This window comes from Microbacterium sp. NPDC087665 (assembly GCF_044743285.1).
In the GTDB taxonomy this organism is placed as follows: Bacteria; Actinomycetota; Actinomycetes; order Actinomycetales; family Microbacteriaceae; genus Microbacterium.
This window is the reverse complement of the sequence record NZ_JBIUWD010000006.1, coordinates 176614-197030: the sequence shown is the minus strand read 5'-3', so window position 1 is coordinate 197030 and position 20417 is coordinate 176614. Positions and strand designations below refer to the sequence as shown.

Genomic DNA, 20417 nt, shown 5'->3' with positions numbered 1-20417 from the left:
CTTCGTGTGATCGAACAGGAACCTAGACAGCTCCCACTCGACACCGAAGGTCTCTCCTACGTCAACAACGATCCGGGTCAGTACAGCTAGCGCAGGTATCCTAGAGAGCGGCCGCTACGACAGGAGACCCCGTGATCCTCAGCTTCATCTTCTTCCTGATCCTCTTCCTCGGGGGGATCTGGCTCATGGCGTTCGCTCAGACGGCCGAGGACTTCCAGGCGATCATCTTCGTGGGCGGTCTGCTCATCACGATGCTCTCGCTCGCGTTCGTCATGCGCGAGCGCGGCACGGCCACTCGTCGTTCGCGCAACTGGTCGGGCACGCCGACCGACTGACGCCCGGTCTCAGCGTCTGCGCGCGAGGCGCGCTTCGAGGTTCGCCCGCACGGCCGGCCATTCGGGCTCGATGATCGAGTACTCGACGCTGTCGCGCAGCGCGCCGTTGCGGTATCGCGACATCGCACGCATCACGCCGTCCTGCTTCGCGCCGAGTCGTTCGATGGCGGCGCGCGACTGGAAGTTGACCCACTGGGTCGTCAGCCCCACTCGGAAGACCCCGAGGGTCTCGAAGGCGTGACGCAGCAGGAGCAGTTTCGATTCGGCGTTCGTGCCCGTGCCGTGCGCCGACGGCCGGTTCCACGTGTACCCGATGTGCAAGCGGGGAACGTCGGCGACGATGTCGTAGTACGAGGTGAGCCCCAGTACGCGCCCGGCCGTGTCGACGGCCACGAAGGGCACCATCTCGCCCTTCGCGCTGAGCGCGAGGCGGCGATCGATCTCGGCGGCCACGCCCTCGGGCGCCGGCACCGACGTGTACCAGGCGGTCTGCCAGAGGTCGCCCTCTTCGACGGCCTCGACGAGGGCGTCGTGGTCGGAGGCGTCGAGCGGACGCAGCTCGACGAGCCTGCCGGTGAGCGTGACGGGTGCCGGGGAGACGAGGAATGCCATGGCGCCATTCAACCAGCGCGCGCCAGGAGATCTTGGTAGGCGGTCACCAGTTCGACGGTCACGTCGAGTTCGAAGGCCAGGCTGGCGGGGTGGGGGCCGTGGATGGCTTCGGCGGCGGCGTAGGCGTGCGGGGTGATGAGCAGCCGGGCCGCCCACGCGTCGGCCTGCCGTTCCTGACGCCCGCGCGTCAGAGGATGCTGGGTCGGAGAGTGCGCGAGCACGGCGTGCCCGAGTTCGTGTGCGAGCACGCTGCGTGCCGTGCGCACGCTCATGCCCGGCGCGAGCCGGATCACGCGACCGGTGGGATCGAAGCCCCCGCGCGTCGCTCCCGGCCGCTCGACGACCCGCAGACCGCGCTCCTCGACGAGTCGGAGGAGCTGCGGATCCATGGTGTCCCTACTGGTAGAGGTCGTCCGTGTCGCGTTCGTGCGGAAGACGTGAGTCGAACGCGACCTCGGAGACATCTTGGCCGAGGGTGGCGACATTCGCTCGGCGGCGCAGGGGAGTGACCGTTCCGCCGGCGGTGTCGGCGCTCAGGCGCTCTTCGGCCCGCGCCAGGACGATGTGGGGAGCGACGTTGATGATCGCGCAGATCGTGTACACGACGGGTACGGGGATGGCGCGTTTGCCTGTCACATAGTTGTCGAGTGCGCTCCGGGCGATGCCCGCATCGCGCGCCATGGCTGCGATGCTGCTGCCTGCGGCGGCGATCTCGGCTCGCAACTGGCGGCCTACGGCGGCATTGAACAGCTCCGCTGATGTCTTCACACGAGTCACGATAGCATCGCACCGTCTGCAGTATGCCGTCATATTGGTTGCACTCGACCTTGCGTGTCGTTGCACGTGCGGATAGTGTCTACGTGTGACGGCAGATGATCGGCAAATGGTGGCATCCACGGTCGTTTCGGTACTCCGACGAGAAAAGCGCTCGAAGCGCTGGCTCGCCCAGGCCACCGGCATCGCCTACTCCACCCTACGACGCAAGCTGCAGGCGCAATCCGATCTCACGGTCAACGACCTCGCCCGCATCGCCCGTGCCCTCGAGGTGTCCCCGGCCTCGTTGCTGCCCGCTCCCGGGCCCACCGGGGAGGTGGCCGGCGAGGTGGCCGGCGAGTAGGCACGGTATCGTGGCGCCATGAAGACAGTGCCGTTCGGATCATCCACCGCCCCCGCCATCGTCGCCGGAATGATGCGCATCGACGACAAGGACGACGCGCAGATCCGCGAGCTGTACGACACCGCGCGCGCCGCGGACATCGACTTCTTCGACCACGCCGACATCTACGGCGGAAGCATGCACTTCTGCGAGCAGCGCTTCGCTGCGGCGCTGCAGCTGACCGCGGCCGAGCGCGACGAGATCGTCCTGCAGACGAAGTGCGGCATCGTTCCCGCCGAGGGGATGTTCGACTTCTCGTACGAGCACATCATCGCGCAGGTCGAGGGTTCGCTCCGCGCCCTGCGCACCGATCGTCTCGACGTGCTGCTGCTGCATCGCCCCGACGCCCTCGTCGAACCGCACGAGGTCGCCCGCGCCTTCGACGAGCTGGAGGCATCGGGCAAGGTGCGATCCTTCGGCGTCTCCAACCACACGCCGCGTCAGATCGACCTGCTCCGCACCGCCGTGCGTCAGCCGCTCGTCGCCAACCAACTGCAGCTCTCCATCACGCACTCGCCGATCATCGCCCAGCCGATCGCCATGAACATGGCGGGCGAAGAGCAGAGCGTGGTGCGCGACGGCGGCGGCATCGTCGAGTACTGCCGCATCAACGGCATCACGATCCAGGCATGGTCGCCGTTCCAGGGCGGTTTCTTCACCGGCGTCTTCCTCGGAAACCCCGAGTACGCCGAGTTGAACGCCGTCATCGACCGCCTCGCCGCGTCGTACGGGGTGCCGGCCATCGCCATCGCCACGGCCTGGATCACCCGGCATCCGGCCCACATGCAGGTCGTCCTGGGCACGACCACCCCGCAGCGGGTGACCGACGCGGCCCTGGGCGCCGATATCGAGCTCACGCGCCCGGAGTGGTACGAGCTGTTCCGCGCCGCCGGACATCTGCTTCCCTGACCTACCCTGAAGTCATGACGTTCCTGCTCTCGATCCTCGTCATCGCCCTGATGATCGGCGCGCTCGTCGACCTCATCCGGCGCGACGACTCGCAGGTGAAGTTCCTGCCGAAGATCGCGTGGATCATCGTCGTGATCCTGCTGCCGTTGATCGGCAGCATCCTGTGGTTCGGTCTCGGGCGGGAGTACGGGGATACGGGCATCGCCATCCCTCGCATGCGGCGTGCACCGCGCACCGCCCCCGCGCAGACCCCTCCGGCGCCGCCGCGCGACACCCGCACGACGGAGCAGCAGATCGCCGATCTCGACCGCGAGATCGAGGAGTGGCGCCTGCGCGAAGAGGTCGAGAAGCGCAAACGCGACAGCAGTGAGCAGGGCGACATCGAGCAGGACGGGGAGAGATCGTGAGCAGGCGGGCGGTCATCGGCGGCGGATCGGGCTTCGTCGGAACGGCGTTGCGCCGAGCACTCGAGAGCGATGGCTACGAGGTCAGCGTGATCGGCAGGGACGGACCGGATGCCCGTTGGGACGACCCCGCGTCGCTCCGCCGCGTCATCGACGGCGCCGACCTGCTGATCGGACTCGCCGGCCGCAGCATCAACTGCCGGTTCACCGACGAGAACCGTGACGCCATCCTCCAGTCCCGCCTCGACACCACCCGTGCGCTGCACGATGCGGTCTCGCGGGCGGAGCATCCGCCGGCCGTCTGGATGAATGCGTCGAGCGCGGCCGTCTACCGGTACGCCCTCGATCGTCCGCAGTCCGAGGCGGACACCGAGGTCGACACGGGGTTCTTGCCCGACGTCTCCCGGGCCTGGGAGGCGGAGCTGTTCCGCGGGGAGTTGCCCGCCACCCGCCGCGTCGCCCTGCGGATCACCCTCGTGCTGGGTGCGGGGCCGGCGACCGACCTGTTCTTCCGCCTCGCGCGCTTCGGCGTCGGCGGCCCGCAGTTCGACGGATGGTGGTTCCCGCATCGGCGCTACCGCGGCATCGGGCCGCACCCGACGCAGCCGCGCCAGCCGCTCGGTCGGCGCTCCCGAGGGCACCAGAAGTTCAGCTGGATCCACATCGACGATCTCGTCGGAGCCGTGCGCCTGATCCGCGACGACGATCGCATCGCAGGCCCGGTGAACATGTCGGCGCCGGGCGTGGTCGACAATCGCGGGCTCATGGCCGCGCTGCGTCGAGTAGTCGGCATGCCGATCGGGATTCCGGCGTGGCGTTTCATGCTGGAGCCGGCGATGTGGGTGCTGCGCGCCGAACCCGATCTGGTGCTCAACAGTCGGTGGATCGCTCCTGGCGTGCTCGAAGACGCCGGTTACTCGTTCGCGCATCCCGAGCTGGAACCGGCACTGCGCGATGTTCGCGCGCAGGGCAGGGTCCGACGGGCGAATTAGGCGACGACGTCGAACGACTCGCGCAGGGCGGCGTCGAGCGTCGGGTAGGCGAATTCGAATCCGGCGGCCGAGAGCTTCTCGGGGATGACCCATCGGCTCTTCAGGATCAGCTCGGTCTCGGTGCGGATGCCGATGGCACCCAGCTCGAGCATCCATCGCGGCATGGGCGGCCCGAAACCGACGCCGAGCACGCGACGCACGGTGGCCATGAACTCGGCGTTGTCGGAGGGGTTCGGAGCGGCCGCGTTGACCGGGCCGTCGAGTGACGGGGTCGCCTCGAGGAAGTCGATGATGCGGGCGACGTCTTCGACGTGCACCCAGCTGAACCGCTGCCGGCCGCGGCGGGCTCCGGGGCGATGCTCGGTGCCGGCGGCGCGGCGCGCACGGCTGATCGGCCAGGGGCCGTCGTGCTGAGCGCCGCCCAGGCCGAGACGCGCCAGATTCTTGAGTGGACCGAGCACCCCGCCGTGGCCGAGCACGATCGCGCTGCGCAGTGCGACCCGTCGGGTGCGGGGAAGATCGTCGGCGAACAGGGCGCGCTCCCAGGCCTTGGCGACTTCGACGGAGAATCCGGTACCCAGTTCGCCGGACGACTCGGTCATCGGGCGATCCTCGGCGTGGCGGTAGATCGTTGCGGTCGAGGAGTTGACCCACAGCGGCGGCGGGTTGGTCGCACGGCCGATCGCGGCGCTCAGCGACGCCGTCGTGTCGAGCCGCGACCGGAAGATGGCCGCGCGGTTCTCGGGCGTGTACCGGCAGTTCACGCTCTTGCCGGCCAGGCCGATCACGAGCGACGCGCCGTCGACCGCGCGGTCGATGGCTGCCTGGTCGCCCCAGGAGATGTCGGCACCCGAACGCGAGATCGTGATGACCTCGCGCCCGGAGGAGCGCAGGCGGGGGATCAGGTACTGCCCCATGAATCCGGTCGAGCCGCCGATCACGACGGGGCCTGCGGGCAGGGGCGTGGCGTCCGTCACGGCGTCTCGCTCTCGATCGCGTACTCAAAGAAGCCGGTGTACTCGTAGACGCGACCGAGGAGCGGCGCGTCGATCGTCATGTTCACGTGGTGTCGTTCGCGTTCCTCGTCCCAGCGCTCGACGAGACCGATGCGCGGACGCAGCAGACGGGGAGCCGCGATGCGGAGCCGCCCGAACCGCATTCCGACGCGTCGGATGGTGAGGACGACCGCTCCGTCGCGCACGTCGATGTCGAAGGTGGTGACCACGGTGCGATGCGGGCCGATCTCGTTGCGCAGAACCCGGTTCGCGCCGAGCGAGACGATATCGGGCATCACCCAGGTGCGTCCGGGGAGCTCGAAGTGCCGCACGGCCACGGCCGTGCCGTCGATCGTGCGGTTCTCGATGCGGAACGGCACGTCGCGCTCCCACCCGGCGAAGGCGACGCCCAGCGCCTCGGCGACCCGGAACACGGGCCACAGCCAGCGATGCCGGGAGCCGGCGGTGGTGAACACTCCGGTACCGACGCCGACCTGGCCCTCGGGGATCGTGCGGAAGTACCAGGCGGTCTTGGGGTGGAGTTCTGAGATGCGCTCGCCGAGCGCACGCTCGTAGGGAGAGCCCTGTGCGTTGTCCGCTGCTGTCACCCCTTCACCCTAGAGGCCTCGCGGCGCGGAGGTGGCCCCGGGCGATCAGCGCGTGGCGGCGACGCGCGCGTCGACGTTGGCGGGGGAGAGCACTTCGCGCGCCACCATGATCGCCGCCCCCAGCACGGCGGCGCGCTCGCCGGTCGGCGACTGCACGATCGCGAGATGCTGCGTCGCGAGGGGGATGGAGCGACGGTAGACGACCTCGCGCACACCGGCCAGCAGATGCTCGCCGGCGCGGGCGATGCTGCCGCCGAGCACGATGATCGAGGGGTTGAGCAGGTTGACGACCGTGGCCAGCACTTCTCCCACATCGCGGCCGGCCTGGCGGAGCGCCTCGATCGCGGCGGTATTGCCGGTGCGGACGAGCTCGGTCACGTCGCGGCTGGTCTCGGCGTCGATGCCCTGCGCCCGGAGCGAGGCGGCGATCGCGCTGCCGCTCGCGAGGTCTTCGAGGTCGCGCTCCTCGTCGGCCTCGTGCACGGAGTCGGCCGACCGCGGCACGCGGACGTGCCCCATGTCGCCCGCCGATCCCTGGGCACCGCGCTGCAACTGCCCGCCGGCGATGATGCCGGCGCCGATGCCGGTGGCGACCTTCACGAAGATGAGATCGGTCGTGTCGGGGAAGCTGGTGGTCTGCTCGCCCAGCGCGAGGACGTTCACGTCGTTGTCGACGAGCACGGGCACGTCGTAGGTGCGCTGCACGTAGGCGGGGATGTCGAAGCGGTCCCATCCCGGCATGATCGGCGGGTTGTACGGCCGTCCGGTGGAGTGCTCGACCGGGCCGGGAACCCCGATGCCCACGCCGACGAGGCTGCTGCCGCGTGCGGAGCCCTCGGCGAGCAGCAGCTGCGCTTCGGCGAGCATCCGGTCGAGCACGATCTCGGGTCCGCTCGCGATGTCGAGCGGGTGGGTGCGGGAGGAGAGGATGCGCCCACTGAGGTCGGCGATCGCGACGGTGGCGTGCGACGCGCCGAGGTCGACGGCGAGGACGAGCCCGGCGCGCGGGTTGAAGGCGACGCGCGAGGGCGGGCGCCCGCCGGTGGATGCCGCCTCTCCGGCGGCGACCAGGAGGCCGGCGGCGAGCAGGGCGTCGACGCGGGCCGAGACGGTCGAGCGCGCCAGCCCGGTGAGGTGCACGAGGTCGGCCTTGGTGCGCGCCTGACCGTCCAGAAGAAGCTGGAAGATGTCACCGGCACCGGTGGAAGCACCGGCGAAGGTGCGATCAGCGTCGCTCATAGGGTCAGTAAATCACAGGACTTCCGCGTATCAGTGAAAGAGATTTAACGAAGAAGAAAAAACTTTTGACGCGAAACTAGCAAAAGTGGTGGGGGGTGTGTCAGAATCATCGACATGACAACGGACGTCACAGCTACCGGCGTCGGGACGATCCGATCCGGATTCCTCGGCGGAGGATTCATGGCCCAGGTGCACAGCCGCGCGGCGCGCGCCGCCGGAGCATCCACCGCGGTTCTCGCGAGTTCCTCGCTCGAACGGGCCTTCACCGCCGCTCAGGACCTCGGGATCGATCGCGCGGCCTCCGACATCGCCGAACTCCTCGCCGAAGACGTGGACATCGTCCACGTGTGCACCCCCAACGCCACCCACGCCGCCCTCGCCCTGGCGGTGATCGAGGCCGGGGTACACGTGATCTGCGAGAAGCCCCTCGCCACGACCGTCGCCGACGCGCAGCGCCTCGCCGACGCCGCGGAGGATCGGGGCGTCGTCGCCGCCGTGCCGTTCGTGTATCGGTACCACCCGATGGTGCGCGAGGCGCGCGCCCGGGTCGCCGCCGGCGAGATCGGCGAGCTGATCACGGTCGACTGCGGGTACCTGCAGGACTGGATGCTGCTTCCCGGCGATGACGACTGGCGCGTGACCTCGGCCGACGGTGGTCCGTCCCGCGCTTTCGCCGACATCGGATCGCACCTCTGCGACCTGCTCGAATTCGTCGCGGGGGAGCGCATCGTGCGCCTCACCGCCCGCACCCGTCGCGTGTACGAGGAGCGCGGCAATCGCCCCGTCACGAACGAGGACGCCGTGTCGATCCTCGTCGAGATGTCGTCGGGCGCGATCGGCACCCTGCTCGTCTCGCAGATGGCCGCCGGCCGCAAGAACGCGCTCACTCTCGAACTTCACGGCGCCCAGGCGAGCATCCGCTTCGACCAGGAGCGTCCCGAAGAACTCTGGGTCGGCCAGCGCGAGGGCAGCCAGCACCTGTTCCGCGACCCGCAGACCGCGCACCCCGGAGTCGCCCGGTTCTCGGTGGTGCCCGCCGGTCACGCCCAGGGCTACCAGGACGCCTTCAACGGCTTCGTCGCCGACGCCTACGCGGCGATCCGCGGCGAGACTCCGGACGGACTCCCGACCTTCGCCGACGGAGTGCGCGCCGCGCAGCTCACCGAGGCCGTGCTCCTCGCCGCTCGCGAAGAGCGCTGGGTCGACACCGCTCCGACGGGCTGACCCGGCCCTACCCCGACAGCTTCCTGATTCAACGCAGACAGAAGGAACACAGATGACTGACAACTACGATCTCGTGATCGTCGGCACCGGTCCCAACGGCGCGATCATCGCCAACCAGGTGCACCAGCAGGTGCCGGAGGCGACGATCCTCGTGCTCGAAGCGGGCCGCGAGATCACCGGTGTCGCCGGCGAGCACCTCGTCGAGGCCGACGAGAGCGCGATGAACGCCTCGTACGACGACCTCATGCGTCGTGCGCGTCAGATCGAGTACGTCAAGGATGCGATGTCGATGAGCGCCATCGACGGCGACGGATGGGACCCGGAGTCGTCGGGCGTCTTCCCGGCGGCGTTCTTCGGTCACAACTTCGCGGCCTTCCCCGGGGCATCGGTCGCCTGGAACATCGGCGGCATGGGAGTGCACTGGACCGCGGCGACGCCGTGGCCCTACGCCGAGGAGATTCCCGCCTTCCTGCCGCGCGAGCAGTGGGACGCCGACCTCGAGACGGCGCGCGGCCTGCTGCGCACCTACGTCGGCCCGCTCGTCGCCGGTGTTCCGAACCCCTTCGAGAAGCCGCTCTTCGACGCGCTGCGCAAGGCCGTGCCGAGCCCCGACCCCGACCGCGAGTTCGGCTACATGCCGATGGGCGGCGTCCCGCGCGAGGGTCAGCCCTTTGCCCGCACCGGACCCCGCGACATCGCCCCGTTCGTGTTCGACGGCAGCGCCTCGAACGTCACGCTCAAGACCGGCGTGCTCGTTCACCGCATCGACCACGACGGCTCGCGCGTCACCGGACTCGCCTTCCGTGACCTGGTCTCCGGCGAGGAATCGACCGTCACCGGCTCCCAGGTGCTCATCGCGGGCGACGCCCTGCGCACTCCGCAGCTGCTCTGGGCATCCGGCATCCGTCCAACCGCCCTCGGCGCCTACCTGAACGAGCACGCCACGATCGACGGCGAGGTCGACATCGACGCCGCCCGGTTCGGTTTGACGGATGCCGACATCATCGTGCCGCCGGCGGGCGAACCCTTCATCGGCTCGTTCTGGAGCCCGTCGATCGGGGCCGCGCGCCCCGCGCACGGTCAGCTCATGGAACGCGAGTTCGAAGGCCGTCACAAGCTCAGCGTCGGCTGGTACTGCGCCACCGAGATCCGCGCCGAGAACCGCATCGAGTTCTCGGGCGAACTGACGGATGCTCTGGGCCTGCCGCACATGACCGTGCACTTCTCGTACTCCGACGCCGACCTCGAGGAGATCCGCCGCACCCAGGAGGTGCAGCGGACCGCTGCCGCCGTGATCGGCGACTTCCCCACCGAGGACCGTGCCGTCCAACCTCCCGGCGCATCGCTGCACTACACCGGCACCGTGCGCATGGGCCCCGAAGACGACGGCACGAGCGTCGTCGACACGGATGGTCGTGTCTGGGGCTTCGACAACCTGTATCTCGCCGGCAACGGCGTGATCCCGACCGCGCTGACCTGCAACTCGACGCTCACCGGAGCCACGCTCTCGGTGCGCATCGCGCGCGCGGTCGCCGCTTCCCTCTGACCCTGCAGTACCCCTACCCAACCAAGGAGATGATCGCGATGCACACTCACATTTCTTCGCGACGCCGGGCGACGATGCTCGGAATCGCGCTGGTCACGTCCAGCGCACTGCTGCTGACCGGCTGCGGACGCAATGATGACAGCACCGGTGGCGACGCCGGCGATGCCACCACCGTCGACGACAAGCCGGCCACCGGCGAACTGGAGATCTGGACGCAGGGCGCCGATGGTGCGGAGCTGCCCCAGATGTTCGAGGAGTTCCAGAAGGACAACCCCGACGTCAAGATCAACATGACGCAGATCCCGGAGGCGGAGTTCGCATCGAAGATGACGGCGGCCATCACCGCTGGCACGGTTCCCGACCTCATCTACGCGTTCACCGAGACGCAGTCGTCGCTGATCTCGACCGGTGGATTCGACGCGGTCCCCGAAGGCCTCGTCGACCCGGACGACTTCTTCGAGGTCATCTGGGACAACTCGGTGTACGACGACGTCGCCTACGGTGTGCCGTGGTACGCCTACTCCGACATGGTGATCTACCGCACCGACCTCGCCGAGGCGGCCGGGGCCGAGGCTCCCACCGACTGGGACGGCCTGCGCGCCTTCGGCGAAGACCTCAAGGAGTCGGGCGTCGAATACCCCCTCGCGCTCTACGCGGCCTACGACGCCTACACCGCCCGTCAGCTGTTGACCTTCGCGAAGCAGAACGGCGGCGGCTTCATCTCCGACGACCTGTCGGAGTGGACGATCAACTCGCCGGAGAACGTCGAGGCGCTCGAGTACTGGGCCGGTCTCATCAAGGACGGGCTCGCCTCCCCGGACGGCCCCGCGTTCCTCGACACCGTCTCGTGGACGAGCACCGGCAAGAACGCCGCGATCATCGACGGCGGGCCCTGGTTCGTCGGTTGGTTCGACGACGCCAACGGCGAAGGCTGGGCGGACGAGCACCTGTCGCTCGCCACGATGCCGGTCGGCCCCGACGGCGATGCCGCGACCACGGTCGGCGGCGGCAGCTGGTTCGTGCCCTCGGACTCCGAGAACAAGGACGCGGCGTGGAAGTTCGCCCGCTTCATGTCGGAGCCGGAGAGCCAGGTGAAGTGGTTCGAGATCTTCAAGAACATGCCGGCCGTCAAGTCCGCGTGGGAAGACCCCTCGCTGGCCGGCAACCGCCTGCTGGAGACCGTCGAAGCCGGACTCGAGACCGGAGTCACCCTGCCGAAGGTCTCGACCTGGAGCCAGGTGGGCACCGTGATCGGCGAGCAGATGGAGAAGGTCGTCCGCGGCGGCATGTCGGCACAGGATGCTCTCGATGAGGCTCAGGCTCAGGCCGAGTCCATCGGAATGGGCAACTGACACCCATCATGTCCACCACTGCGACCCGCACCATGGTCACCTCGGAGGCGCCCTCGCGGCGCCCCCGAGGGGCCAGGAAGACGCACGAGGGTTCGCGGGCTGAAGCCACCACCGCGTGGCTCTTCCTCGCTCCGTTCCTCGCGATCTTCCTCCTGTTCACCGGCATCCCCGCCGTGCTCGCCATCAGCGCGAGCCTGACGGACATCAGCGCCCGCGACATCCGCGATCCCTTCAACGTGAACTTCACCGGGATCCAGGGCTTCATCGACATCATCAACAACCCCGGATTCCAGGGCGCCTTCCTGAACACCGTCATGTTCGTGGTGATCTGCGTGCCGATCAGCATGGCGCTCGGCCTCGGCCTCGCCCTCATGCTGAACAACGGCATCCGACGCCTGAAGAACTTCTTCCGGGCGGCGGCCTACGTTCCCGTCATCACCAACATCGTCGCCGCGGCCGTGATCTGGCAGTACGCCTTCTCGATCACCGGTCCCGTCAACACGACCCTTGGTGACCTGGGCCTGCCGGAGCCGAACTGGCTCGGGGAGCCCGGATGGGCGGTCACCACCGTCGTGATGATGGGCGTGTGGCGCACCACCGGTACCTGCATGATCCTCTTCCTCGCCGGCCTCCAGGCCGTGCCGGAGGAGATCTACGAAGCGGCGTCGACCGACGGAGCCGGCGCCTGGCGTCGACTGTGGTCGATCACCCTGCCGCTGCTGCGCCCGACCACCCTGCTGGTCACGGTGCTCCAGACGGTGTCGTTCCTCAACATCTTCGAAGAGCCGTACCTCCTCACCAAGGGAGGCCCCCTCGGCTCCACCAAATCGATCGCGGTCTGGGTCTACGAGCAGTTCGGATTCGGGAACGTGTCGGCCTCCATGGCCGGGTCGGTCCTTCTCCTCCTCCTCGTCGGCATCGTCGCGATCGTCCAGTTCAGAATCCTGAGGCCGAAACATTGAAAACTCTGTCTCCGACGCGTCAGGCGCTGAACTACACGGCGCTCACCGTCATCACCGTCTTCATGCTCCTGCCCTTCGTCTGGGTGTTCTTCGGATCGTTCAAGACGCAGGCCGAGTTCCTCGGCAACCCGGGGGCGTGGTTCCCCGAGTCCTTCCAGATCGACAACTACATCCAGCTGTTCGCCGACCGCGGCTTCGGCACCTACATGCTCAACAGCGTCGTGGTGTCGGGCGTCGCGATCGTGGGCAACGTGCTCTTCAGCGCGATGGCGGGGTACGCGTTGGCGAAGCTGCGCTTCCGCGGCCGGGGCTTCGTCTTCCCGCTCGTGATCGCCTCGATGATCGTGCCGTACGTCGCGCTCTTCGTGCCGCAGTTCGTGATCGTCGTGCAGATGGGCCTGGTCAACTCGCTCATCGCCATCATCCTGCCGGTGCTCGTGCTGCCGCTGTGCGTGTTCATCATGCGCCAGTTCGCCCACGGTGTGCCGTTCGAGCTGATGGAGGCGGCGCGCCTCGACGGTGCGGGAGAGGGCAAGATCTTCTTCCGGGTGTTCCTGCCGCTCACCGGCCCCGGACTCGCGACCGTCGCGATCCTGTCGTTCCTCACCTCGTGGAACAACTTCCTGTGGCCCCTCGTGGTTGCGCAGTCGCAGGACACCTACACGGCACCGGTCGGCCTCTCGGTCGCGTCGCAGGCATCCAACACCGTCTCGTTCGGCCTGCTGCTGGCCGGAGCGATGGTCGTGCTGCTGCCGATCCTCATCCTCTTCCTCTTCCTGCAGAAGTACTTCATCCAGGGCGTCGCCGCCACGGGTCTGAAGTGACCGTCTGACATCCCCCGAAAGGACCCCTCGCATGTCCGTGAAGGACCTGAAGTTCGCCCTCAACGCGATCCAGTGGATCAACGTGAAGGAAGACCCGAACGACCTCGACAGCGCCAGCCTGTGGCGCTTCGCGGACCCGGCGTTCGTGGCCGAGTACCCCGATGTGCTCCGCGAGATCAAGCGGGCGGGCTTCGACGCCACCATGATGGAGGTGCTCGACACCCAGACCCTGCAGAACTATGCGGCGATGGTGGCGGAGGCCGAGCTCGCGCTCGCTCCCGGCTACGTGCAGGTTCCGCTCGCCAGCGATCACGGCGGACGCCTGGAGCGCGGCTCGTTCGAACGCATCCACTGGTTCGACGCGGTGCGCCGCAAGGCCGAGGAGTCGAACTACTTCGGGCTGTCGACGATCTTCCTCGCCGCCGAGGTCGACCAGACCGCGATCCGTTGGACCAAGCCGGCCGTCGGCCACGACTTCTCACAGGACCGCCTCGACGAGCTCACCGACCTGATCGATGAGGCCGTCGATGTGCTCAACGCCGAGGGCGTGAAGCCGGGGCTGCACAACCACGTCGGCACCTGGATCGAGACCCAGCACGAGTACGAGCACGTGCTCAACGCGATCGACGCCTCGCGCCTGGGCGCCGCTTTCGACATCGGCCACCTCGAGTGGGCGGGCATCAGCGCGAAGGATGCCATCGCGAAGTGGTCGGATCGGGTGCAGGACCTGCACCTGAAGGACCTCGATCTCGACCTCGCACGGCGCAGCCGCGACGAGGGCCTCACGTACGAACGGGCGACGGATCTGGGCCTGTACCTCGAGCCCGGGCTGGGGCAGATCGACCTCCGCGGCACGCTCGAAGCGCTGCCGGAGGGCTGGGACGGATGGGTCATCATCGAGGTGGACCGCGCCAGCATGGATCCCGTGGAGAGTGCGCATCACACGGCCCGCTGGGTCTCCGAGATCACGGGTTGACCCATGGCGCTCACACAGGATCACTTCTCGCTCAACACCCTGCAGTGGATCACGGTCTCGCTCGGCGAGTCCACGGGAGAGCCGGGCAGCGTCGGATGGGAGTTCGATCGCCCGAGCTTCCTCGCCCGACAGCCCGTCGTGCTCGGGCAGGTGCGGGACGCCGGGTTCTCGGCGGTCATGCTCGAGGTGCTGCCCACGCAGACCCTGCAGGCCTACGCACGGGTCGTCGCCGACTCCGGGCTGCGGGTGACCCCGGGGTACGTGCACATCGGCCTCCCGGAAGAATTCGGGCGCGACCACACGGATGACGACGAGGCGCAGTTCCGCTGGTTCGACGGCATCCGTCGCCGAGCCGAGGAGTCGCTGTACATGGGCCTCGATCGGGTGTTCCTCGCCGCCGACATGGCGCCGGGGCGTCCGCGCATCGATGAGGCCGCCGCGGCAGGCTATGCCTTCGACGCGGCGCGGCTCGACCGGGTCGCGAACAGCATCGGCGAGGCCGCCGAGGTGCTCAAGGCCGAGGGGGTGACGGCGGCGCTGCACAACCACGTCGGCACCTGGATCGAGACCGAGAGCGAGTACGACTACGTGCTGGATGCCGTGTCTCCGACGCTCCTCGCGGCAGGACCCGACATTGGGCATCTGGCCTGGACGGGCTCCGACATCATCGCCTGGGTCGCCGCGCATCGCGATCGCATCTCCGACCTGCACGTGAAGGACATGGACCTGGCGCTGGCGAAGACGGCCCGGGAGAAGAGCACGCCGTACTTCGAGGTGATGGCGCAGCGCTTCTTCCTCGAGCCGGGACTCGGTGACGTGCCGATCCGCGAGGCGCTGGCGGAGCTGCCGGACGACTTCGGCGGTACTGTTCTGATCGAGGTCGACAAGCCCAGCATGGAGCCGTTCGAGAGCGCGAAGACGAGCTGGGCGTGGATCGCCGAGAACTACCCCGAGGGAGCCCGATGACCACGCACCCCGTCACCCTGTTCACAGGCCAGTGGGCCGACCTGCCGTTCGAGGAGGTCGCCCGGCTCGCCGCATCCTGGGGGTATGACGGCCTCGAGATCGCCGCATCCGGCGACCATCTCGACCTGAAGCGCGCCGACGAGGACGACGCCTACGTCGCGTCCCGCAAGGAGATCCTCGACCGGCACGGACTGAAGGTCTACGCGATCTCGAACCACCTCGCCGGTCAGGCCGTCTGCGACGCGCCCATCGACTTCCGTCACCAGGCGATCCTGCGCGACTACGTGTGGGGCGACGGCGAGGCGGAGGGCGTGCGTCAGCGCGCCGCCGACGACATGAAGCGCGCGGCGCGCGTGGCCCGCAAGCTCGACGTCGACACGGTCGTGGGGTTCACGGGTTCGTCGATCTGGCCGTACGTGGCGATGTTCCCGCCCGTGCCCGCCTCGGTCATCGACGGCGGCTTCGACGACTTCGCGGCGCGCTGGAACCCCATCCTCGACGTGTTCGACGGTGAGGGCGTGCGGTTCGCGCACGAGGTGCACCCCAGCGAGATCGCCTACGACTACTGGTCGTCGGTGCGCGCCCTCGAAGCGATCGATCACCGCGAGGCCTTCGGCTTCAACTGGGACCCCTCGCACATGATGTGGCAGAACATCGACCCCGTCGGGTTCATCTGGGACTTCCAGGACCGGATCTACCACGTCGACTGCAAGGACACCCGGATGCGCCCGCAGAACGGCCGCGCGGGCGTTCTCGGTTCGCACCTGCCCTGGGGCGACCCGCGGCGCGGGTGGGACTTCGTGTCGACCGGTCACGGCGACGTGCCCTGGGAGGACTCGTTCCGCGCGCTCGATGCGATCGGCTACACGGGACCGATCTCGATCGAGTGGGAGGATGCCGGCATGGACCGCCTGCACGGTGCCGCACAGGCCGTGGAGTACGTGCGCTCGTTGCTGTGGCCGAAGCCCACCGCGTCGTTCGACGCGGCCTTCAGCAACCAGTAGGCCCCCGTGTCCTGGGAGCCCCTGCGGGCTCGATTCACGCGCGAGGCACTGACCCGGTCGTTCGCCCCGCTGCGCATCCGCGACTATCGGCGGTGGAGCCTGGCGCAGCTGCTGTCGGGAGCCGGGGGCGCGGCGTCTCAGGTGGCGCTCGCCTGGGTCGTGGTGCAGCTCGGGGGAGACGGCATCGCGCTCGGCGCCGTCGCCGCGTGCATGATGCTGCCCACCCTGGCGCTCGGCCCGTTCATCGGCATCCTCGTCGATCGCCATTCGCGGCGCAGTGTGCTCTTCGTGACCGCGGCGGCGCAGATGGCGGTGGCGCTCGCGCTCGCGACCCTGGCTTTCTCGGGGATGCTGCAGCTGTGGCTCGTCTTCGCCCTGTCTCTGCTGCACGGCGTCGCGTTCGCGGCCGACAACCCCGCGCGCCAGCTGCTCGTGCTCGACATCGTCGGGCGCGAGAAGGTGACCGGCGCGGTGAGCATGAACGAGGTGATCATCAACGGGTCGCGCGTGCTCGGCCCCGCCGTCGCTGGTCTGCTGCTGGTGATCGCCGACGCCTCGTGGTGCTTCGTCTTCACCGCGCTGATGTTCGTGCCCTCGATGATCGTGCTGTGGAGGCTGCGGCTCAGCCCACGTCCCGTCCCTGCCCCCGCGCCGCACGTCATCGGCGGGTCCGCGCCGCGCGGCGCGTGGCACTACGCCACATCGGATGCTCCGATCCGTGCCACCCTGCTGCTCGCCGTGTGCGCGGCCGCGTCGTACAACATCGTCGTGGTGGTGCCCCTGATCGTCAGCGACGTGTTCGACGGCGACGGCGGAACCTACGGACTCCTCACCGTCGCCTTCGGCCTCGGCGCTCTCCCCGGGGCGTTCTTCTCGGCGACGGGTCCGATGATGCCGCGGGGCGGAGAGGTGCGCGCGCTCGCGCTGGGGATGGGGGTCGCCGTGGTGGCGACCGCACTCGCTCCGTCTCTGCCCCTGCTGTTCGCGGGGCTCGCCGTGCTGGGGGCGGTGGTGATGTGGTTCATCGCGCGGGCGAACGCCTTCGTGATGCTCACCGCGCCCGTCGCGATCCGCGGGCGCATCATGGGCATCTGGGCGATGGCTCTGCCCGGGTCGACCGTGATCACCGGCCTGCTCGTCGGCGGACTCGCCGACCTCACCGATCCGCGTGTGGCGTTCGGCGCGGTCGGCGCGGTCACCGTCGTGCTGGTCGCGGTGCTGTGGCGGTCGCTGCGGTCGGACGACCCGCGCACCGCCGTGCCGCCTACTGCTCCCGGAGCCTGACCAGACGCTCGTGCCCGGTCTCTTCGAGCTCGGCGATGTCGTCGCGCGACTTCAGGAAGTCCGAGAACGACCGGTAGCCCAGGCCCTTCTCGCTGAACGACGGGTCCATGCGACGCATATGCGTCTTCACCGCCGAGCTGTGCAGCCACTCGTCGGCGTCGGCCTTGTCGTGTCCCAGACGCAGCGCGCGCTCGAGCAGTTGCGTCGCCTCGTTCTGCGGGTCGACGACGGGCTCGGGCTCGGGAGCGGGGGTCGCGGGGGCCGACTTGGCGCGGCGGGAGCGCGTGCTCTTCGTCTTGACCGCGTCGGCCGGAGCATCCGCCGGGGCCTCGGCCACAGCCGCCACCACGGCCTCCTCGACGGCCGCGGGGGCGGGCTCGGCGACGGGCGCGACGGCCCGCACCGGGCGGTGCACGCCGGGGAGCGAGTCGTACGCCTCGAACTCGTCGCACGCGGCGGCGAGCGACTTGGCGGTCGAGCCGGCGACGCCGACACCGATCACGTAGCGGCCCAGACGCTTGCAGCGCTGCGCGAGCGGAACGTAGTCGCTGTCGCCCGCGACGATCACGACGTGCGTGAGGTCGGGCAGGCGGAACATGTCTTCGACGGCATCCACGGCGAGGCGGATGTCGGCGCCGTTCTTCGCGTAGGCGGCGGCCGGGAACAGCTGCACCAGGTCGACGGCACGCGCCACGAGCTGCGAGCGGTAGACGGCGTTCACCGGCGACGACCAGTCGGCGTAGGCGCGGGTGAGCACGAGCGTGCCGAAGGAGGCGGCGTAGTCGATGATGGCCCCGACCTCGATCATCGCGGCGCTCAGGCGCTCGGCGACCTCGGGGTCGTGGGGGTTCTCGGCGATGCGCTGGCGGTCTTTGCCGTAGGCGTTGCGTCCGTGCACCCGGTCGTACCAGGAGATGACGATGTTGTCGAAGTCGAGGTAGACGGCGACGCGGATGTCGGTGGTCTCAGCCATGTCGCACCTCCGCATCGACGGTCGCGTCTTCGCTCGGGTAGCGCACGCCGATCTGCCGGCGGATCTCGTCGAGCATGCCCATGATGGCGACGGTGTCGTCGAGCGGGAGGATGTCTCCGCCGAGGATGCCGTCGCGCACGAGTCGTTCGGCGGCGAGCGCCTCGAACTGCATGCCCCGACCACCGGTCTCGTCGAGTCGCCCGTCGAACTCTTCGATGACGGTGCCGTCGGGGTCGATCACCCGCAGGACGGACGGCGACCAGAAGAAGCGCTCGATCTCGATGCGCGCCTCGGTGCCGAGCACGACGGCGGTGTTCGGCCCGGCAGTGCGTGACGACGACAGGCTTGTCGAGATCGCGCCGCCCGCGTGGGTCATGACCGTGGCGACCTCGGCGTCGGCACCGGTCTCGATGAGGCGGGCGACGGCTTGGATGCTCGTCGGGGCGCCCAGCACGTCCCAGATGAACGACAGCGGGTAGATGGCGAGGTCGAGAAGCGCCCCGCCGCCCAGCTCGAGCGCGTTGAGGCGGTGCGTCGGGTCGGAGGGGAGCAGCTGGGAGTGGTCGGCGGCGACCGAACGGATCTCGCCCAGGGTGCCGGCGGCGATGATCTCGCGAGCGCGGATCATGTGGGGCAGGTAGCGGGTCCACATCGCCTCCATGGCGAGCAGGCCGCGCTCGGCGGCGAGCTGCTGCACATCGGCGGCCTCGCCGTGCGTGAGCATGAAGGGCTTCTCGACGAGCACGTGCTTGCCATGCTCCAGGGCGAGACGCGCGTTCTCGTGGTGCATCGGGTGCGGGGTCGAGATGTAGATGATGTCGACGTCGGGGTCGGCGGCGAGCGCCTCGTACGACGGATGCGCGTGCGCGATGTCGAAGCGGGCGGCGAAGGCGTCCGCCGATTCCTGTGATCGTGATCCGACGGCCACCAGGTCGAGCCCTGCCGCGCGCAGATCAGAAGCGAAGGCGCCGGCGATACCGCCGGTCGCGAGGATTCCCCATCGAAGACCAGTCATCCCCTCAGCGTAGAGGGTGCGGGGTCGGCGGGGCTGGGCGTTGCTCAGGGCACGAGCACGATCTTGCCGCCAGCCGCGTGGGCCTCGACGAGTTCGTGGGCGCGCGCCGCCTCGGCGAGGGGGAGTGCGGGGCCGAGCTCGATCACGAAGTCGCCCGTGGCGAGCAGGGCGATGGTGGCGGGCAGGGCCTCTGCGCGCCAGGCCTGCTCCTGGTCGGTGAGCGGGATCGGCGAGCCGCCGGAGAACGCGCGGATGCCGAACGATGCGGCATCCGGGCCCCGCACGATCGTGCCGATGCGGTCGCGGTCGGCGACGAGGGCGAGCGAGACCTCGATGGCCTCGTCGGTGCCGGCGCCGTCGAACACGACGGTCACGTCGGAGGGCGCGGCGTCGCGCACGCGCTCGAGGAGTCCTTCGCCGTAGGCGACGGGGATCGCGCCGAGGTCGCGCAGCTGATCGTGGCGGGCCGGGCTCGCGGTCGCGATCACGGTGGCTCCCCAGGCGACGGCGAACTGGATGGCGGCCTGACCCACGGCACCGGATCCCGCGTGCACGAGCAGCACGTCGCCCTTGCTCACGTCGAGCGAGCGCAGCACCTGGTAGGCGGTGCCGGCGGGGATGCCGATGCCCGCGCCCTCGGCGGCGGTGACGCTGTCGGGCAGCAGCGCGAGCTTGTCGGTCGGCAGCGCGAGCGCCGAGGCGTACGTGCCGTGCGCGTCGCGGATCGCGACGCGGTCGCCGACGGCGAACCCCTCGACGCCGTCGCCGATCGTCTCGATCACCCCGGCGCCGTCGAAGCCGACCGGACGCGGTTCGGTGATCGGGGGAGACGGGCGCTTGCCTCCGCGGATCTTCGCATCGATGGGATTGACGCCCGCCGCCTCGATCCGCACGACGACTTCGCCGGCAGCGGCGACGGGGTCGGGCACCTCGATCAGGTGCAGGACGTCGGGGGAGCCGATTTCGGTGTAGACGATCGCGCGAGCCATGCTGCCAGGCTACCCGCGCTCTCCCGATAGAGAGAGTCACCATTGGATCTCC

At 69.1% G+C, this 20417-nt stretch carries 23 protein-coding genes; 14 read left to right on the top strand and 9 right to left on the bottom strand.

Going from position 1 to position 20417, the window contains the following annotated elements:
- Nucleotides 1-131 precede the first annotated feature (131 nt).
- The gene (locus ACIOSY_RS14975) at nt 132-335 is read left to right on the top strand and encodes a hypothetical protein (protein ID WP_400854644.1); all 204 of its coding nucleotides are present in this window, start codon (nt 132-134) and stop codon (nt 333-335) included.
- A gap of 9 nt (nt 336-344) precedes the next feature.
- On the opposite strand, the gene ACIOSY_RS14970 is transcribed toward ACIOSY_RS14975, so the two are convergent.
- The 3 genes from ACIOSY_RS14970 to ACIOSY_RS14960 are packed head-to-tail and all read right to left on the bottom strand — an operon-like array spanning nt 345 to nt 1715.
- Nucleotides 345-947: a GNAT family N-acetyltransferase gene (locus ACIOSY_RS14970; RefSeq protein ID WP_400854642.1), complete on the bottom strand. Its 603-nt coding sequence runs from the start codon at nt 945-947 to the stop codon at nt 345-347.
- Between the two features lie 8 nt (nt 948-955).
- The gene (locus ACIOSY_RS14965) at nt 956-1336 is read right to left on the bottom strand and encodes an ImmA/IrrE family metallo-endopeptidase (RefSeq protein ID WP_400854640.1); all 381 of its coding nucleotides are present in this window, start codon (nt 1334-1336) and stop codon (nt 956-958) included.
- 7 nt (nt 1337-1343) lie between these two features.
- Nucleotides 1344-1715 (bottom strand): helix-turn-helix domain-containing protein, encoded by a 372-nt coding sequence (locus tag ACIOSY_RS14960; RefSeq protein WP_400854638.1) that lies wholly within the window; start codon nt 1713-1715, stop codon nt 1344-1346.
- Between the two features lie 94 nt (nt 1716-1809).
- Here ACIOSY_RS14960 and ACIOSY_RS14955 point away from each other — a divergent pair, with 94 nt between their 5' ends.
- Genes ACIOSY_RS14955 through ACIOSY_RS14940 form a run of 4 tightly spaced genes read left to right on the top strand, consistent with a single transcriptional unit; the run spans nt 1810 to nt 4408 of the window.
- Nucleotides 1810-2064: a helix-turn-helix domain-containing protein gene (locus ACIOSY_RS14955; protein WP_400854636.1), complete on the top strand. Its 255-nt coding sequence runs from the start codon at nt 1810-1812 to the stop codon at nt 2062-2064.
- A gap of 18 nt (nt 2065-2082) precedes the next feature.
- Nucleotides 2083-3012 carry an aldo/keto reductase family oxidoreductase gene (locus ACIOSY_RS14950; RefSeq protein ID WP_400854634.1) on the top strand — a complete coding sequence of 310 codons (930 nt, stop codon included), beginning with the start codon at nt 2083-2085 and terminating at the stop codon, nt 3010-3012.
- Between the two features lie 14 nt (nt 3013-3026).
- Complete coding sequence (locus ACIOSY_RS14945; RefSeq protein WP_400854632.1) at nt 3027-3419, top strand: PLD nuclease N-terminal domain-containing protein; 393 nt, start codon at nt 3027-3029, stop codon at nt 3417-3419.
- Entirely contained in the window at nt 3416-4408 is a 993-nt protein-coding gene (locus tag ACIOSY_RS14940; protein ID WP_400854630.1) for an epimerase, read from the top strand. Before ACIOSY_RS14945 ends, ACIOSY_RS14940 begins: the two co-directional genes overlap by 4 nt.
- Here ACIOSY_RS14940 and ACIOSY_RS14935 read toward each other — a convergent pair.
- Genes ACIOSY_RS14935 through ACIOSY_RS14925 form a run of 3 tightly spaced genes read right to left on the bottom strand, consistent with a single transcriptional unit; the run spans nt 4405 to nt 7250 of the window.
- Nucleotides 4405-5325: an epimerase gene (locus ACIOSY_RS14935; RefSeq protein ID WP_400854666.1), complete on the bottom strand. Its 921-nt coding sequence runs from the start codon at nt 5323-5325 to the stop codon at nt 4405-4407. The genes ACIOSY_RS14940 and ACIOSY_RS14935 overlap by 4 nt on opposite strands.
- 56 nt (nt 5326-5381) lie before the next feature.
- A complete protein-coding gene (locus ACIOSY_RS14930) occupies nt 5382-6011 on the bottom strand; it encodes a DUF4166 domain-containing protein (protein ID WP_400854628.1) in 630 nt (209 codons plus the stop codon).
- Nucleotides 6012-6056: 45 nt separating this feature from the next.
- Nucleotides 6057-7250, bottom strand: coding sequence for an ROK family protein (locus ACIOSY_RS14925; protein WP_400854626.1), 1194 nt, complete (start codon nt 7248-7250; stop codon nt 6057-6059).
- A gap of 114 nt (nt 7251-7364) precedes the next feature.
- Here ACIOSY_RS14925 and ACIOSY_RS14920 point away from each other — a divergent pair, with 114 nt between their 5' ends.
- From ACIOSY_RS14920 to ACIOSY_RS14880, 9 genes are read left to right on the top strand one after another with little or no spacing between them, the layout of a single operon-like run.
- Entirely contained in the window at nt 7365-8474 is a 1110-nt protein-coding gene (locus ACIOSY_RS14920) for a Gfo/Idh/MocA family protein (protein WP_400854624.1), read from the top strand.
- 52 nt (nt 8475-8526) lie between these two features.
- Nucleotides 8527-10020 carry a GMC oxidoreductase gene (locus ACIOSY_RS14915; RefSeq protein WP_400854622.1) on the top strand — a complete coding sequence of 498 codons (1494 nt, stop codon included), beginning with the start codon at nt 8527-8529 and terminating at the stop codon, nt 10018-10020.
- 38 nt (nt 10021-10058) lie between these two features.
- The gene (locus tag ACIOSY_RS14910) at nt 10059-11372 is read left to right on the top strand and encodes an extracellular solute-binding protein (protein WP_400854620.1); all 1314 of its coding nucleotides are present in this window, start codon (nt 10059-10061) and stop codon (nt 11370-11372) included.
- A gap of 8 nt (nt 11373-11380) precedes the next feature.
- Nucleotides 11381-12334: a carbohydrate ABC transporter permease gene (locus ACIOSY_RS14905; RefSeq protein ID WP_400854618.1), complete on the top strand. Its 954-nt coding sequence runs from the start codon at nt 11381-11383 to the stop codon at nt 12332-12334.
- On the top strand, nt 12331-13158 hold the full coding sequence (locus ACIOSY_RS14900) for a carbohydrate ABC transporter permease (RefSeq protein WP_400854616.1): 828 nt from the start codon (nt 12331-12333) through the stop codon (nt 13156-13158). The genes ACIOSY_RS14905 and ACIOSY_RS14900 overlap by 4 nt, the downstream gene beginning before the upstream one ends.
- Before the next feature lie 31 nt (nt 13159-13189).
- A complete protein-coding gene (locus ACIOSY_RS14895) occupies nt 13190-14134 on the top strand; it encodes a sugar phosphate isomerase/epimerase family protein (protein WP_400854614.1) in 945 nt (314 codons plus the stop codon).
- Nucleotides 14135-14137: 3 nt separating this feature from the next.
- Complete coding sequence (locus tag ACIOSY_RS14890; protein WP_400854612.1) at nt 14138-15100, top strand: sugar phosphate isomerase/epimerase family protein; 963 nt, start codon at nt 14138-14140, stop codon at nt 15098-15100.
- Nucleotides 15097-16104, top strand: coding sequence for a sugar phosphate isomerase/epimerase family protein (locus tag ACIOSY_RS14885; protein WP_400854610.1), 1008 nt, complete (start codon nt 15097-15099; stop codon nt 16102-16104). The genes ACIOSY_RS14890 and ACIOSY_RS14885 overlap by 4 nt, the downstream gene beginning before the upstream one ends.
- A 6-nt stretch (nt 16105-16110) precedes the next feature.
- The gene (locus tag ACIOSY_RS14880; protein ID WP_400854608.1) at nt 16111-17388 is read left to right on the top strand and encodes an MFS transporter; all 1278 of its coding nucleotides are present in this window, start codon (nt 16111-16113) and stop codon (nt 17386-17388) included.
- Here ACIOSY_RS14880 and ACIOSY_RS14875 read toward each other — a convergent pair.
- Genes ACIOSY_RS14875 through ACIOSY_RS14865 form a run of 3 tightly spaced genes read right to left on the bottom strand, consistent with a single transcriptional unit; the run spans nt 17369 to nt 20365 of the window.
- Complete coding sequence (locus ACIOSY_RS14875) at nt 17369-18361, bottom strand: NYN domain-containing protein (protein ID WP_400854606.1); 993 nt, start codon at nt 18359-18361, stop codon at nt 17369-17371. The genes ACIOSY_RS14880 and ACIOSY_RS14875 overlap by 20 nt on opposite strands.
- Nucleotides 18354-19376 carry a Gfo/Idh/MocA family protein gene (locus tag ACIOSY_RS14870; protein WP_400854604.1) on the bottom strand — a complete coding sequence of 341 codons (1023 nt, stop codon included), beginning with the start codon at nt 19374-19376 and terminating at the stop codon, nt 18354-18356. Before ACIOSY_RS14870 ends, ACIOSY_RS14875 begins: the two co-directional genes overlap by 8 nt.
- Nucleotides 19377-19420: 44 nt before the next feature.
- Nucleotides 19421-20365, bottom strand: a complete 945-nt coding sequence (locus ACIOSY_RS14865) for a zinc-binding alcohol dehydrogenase family protein (protein WP_400854602.1) — start codon at nt 20363-20365, stop codon at nt 19421-19423.
- Between the last annotated feature and the right edge of the window lie 52 nt (nt 20366-20417).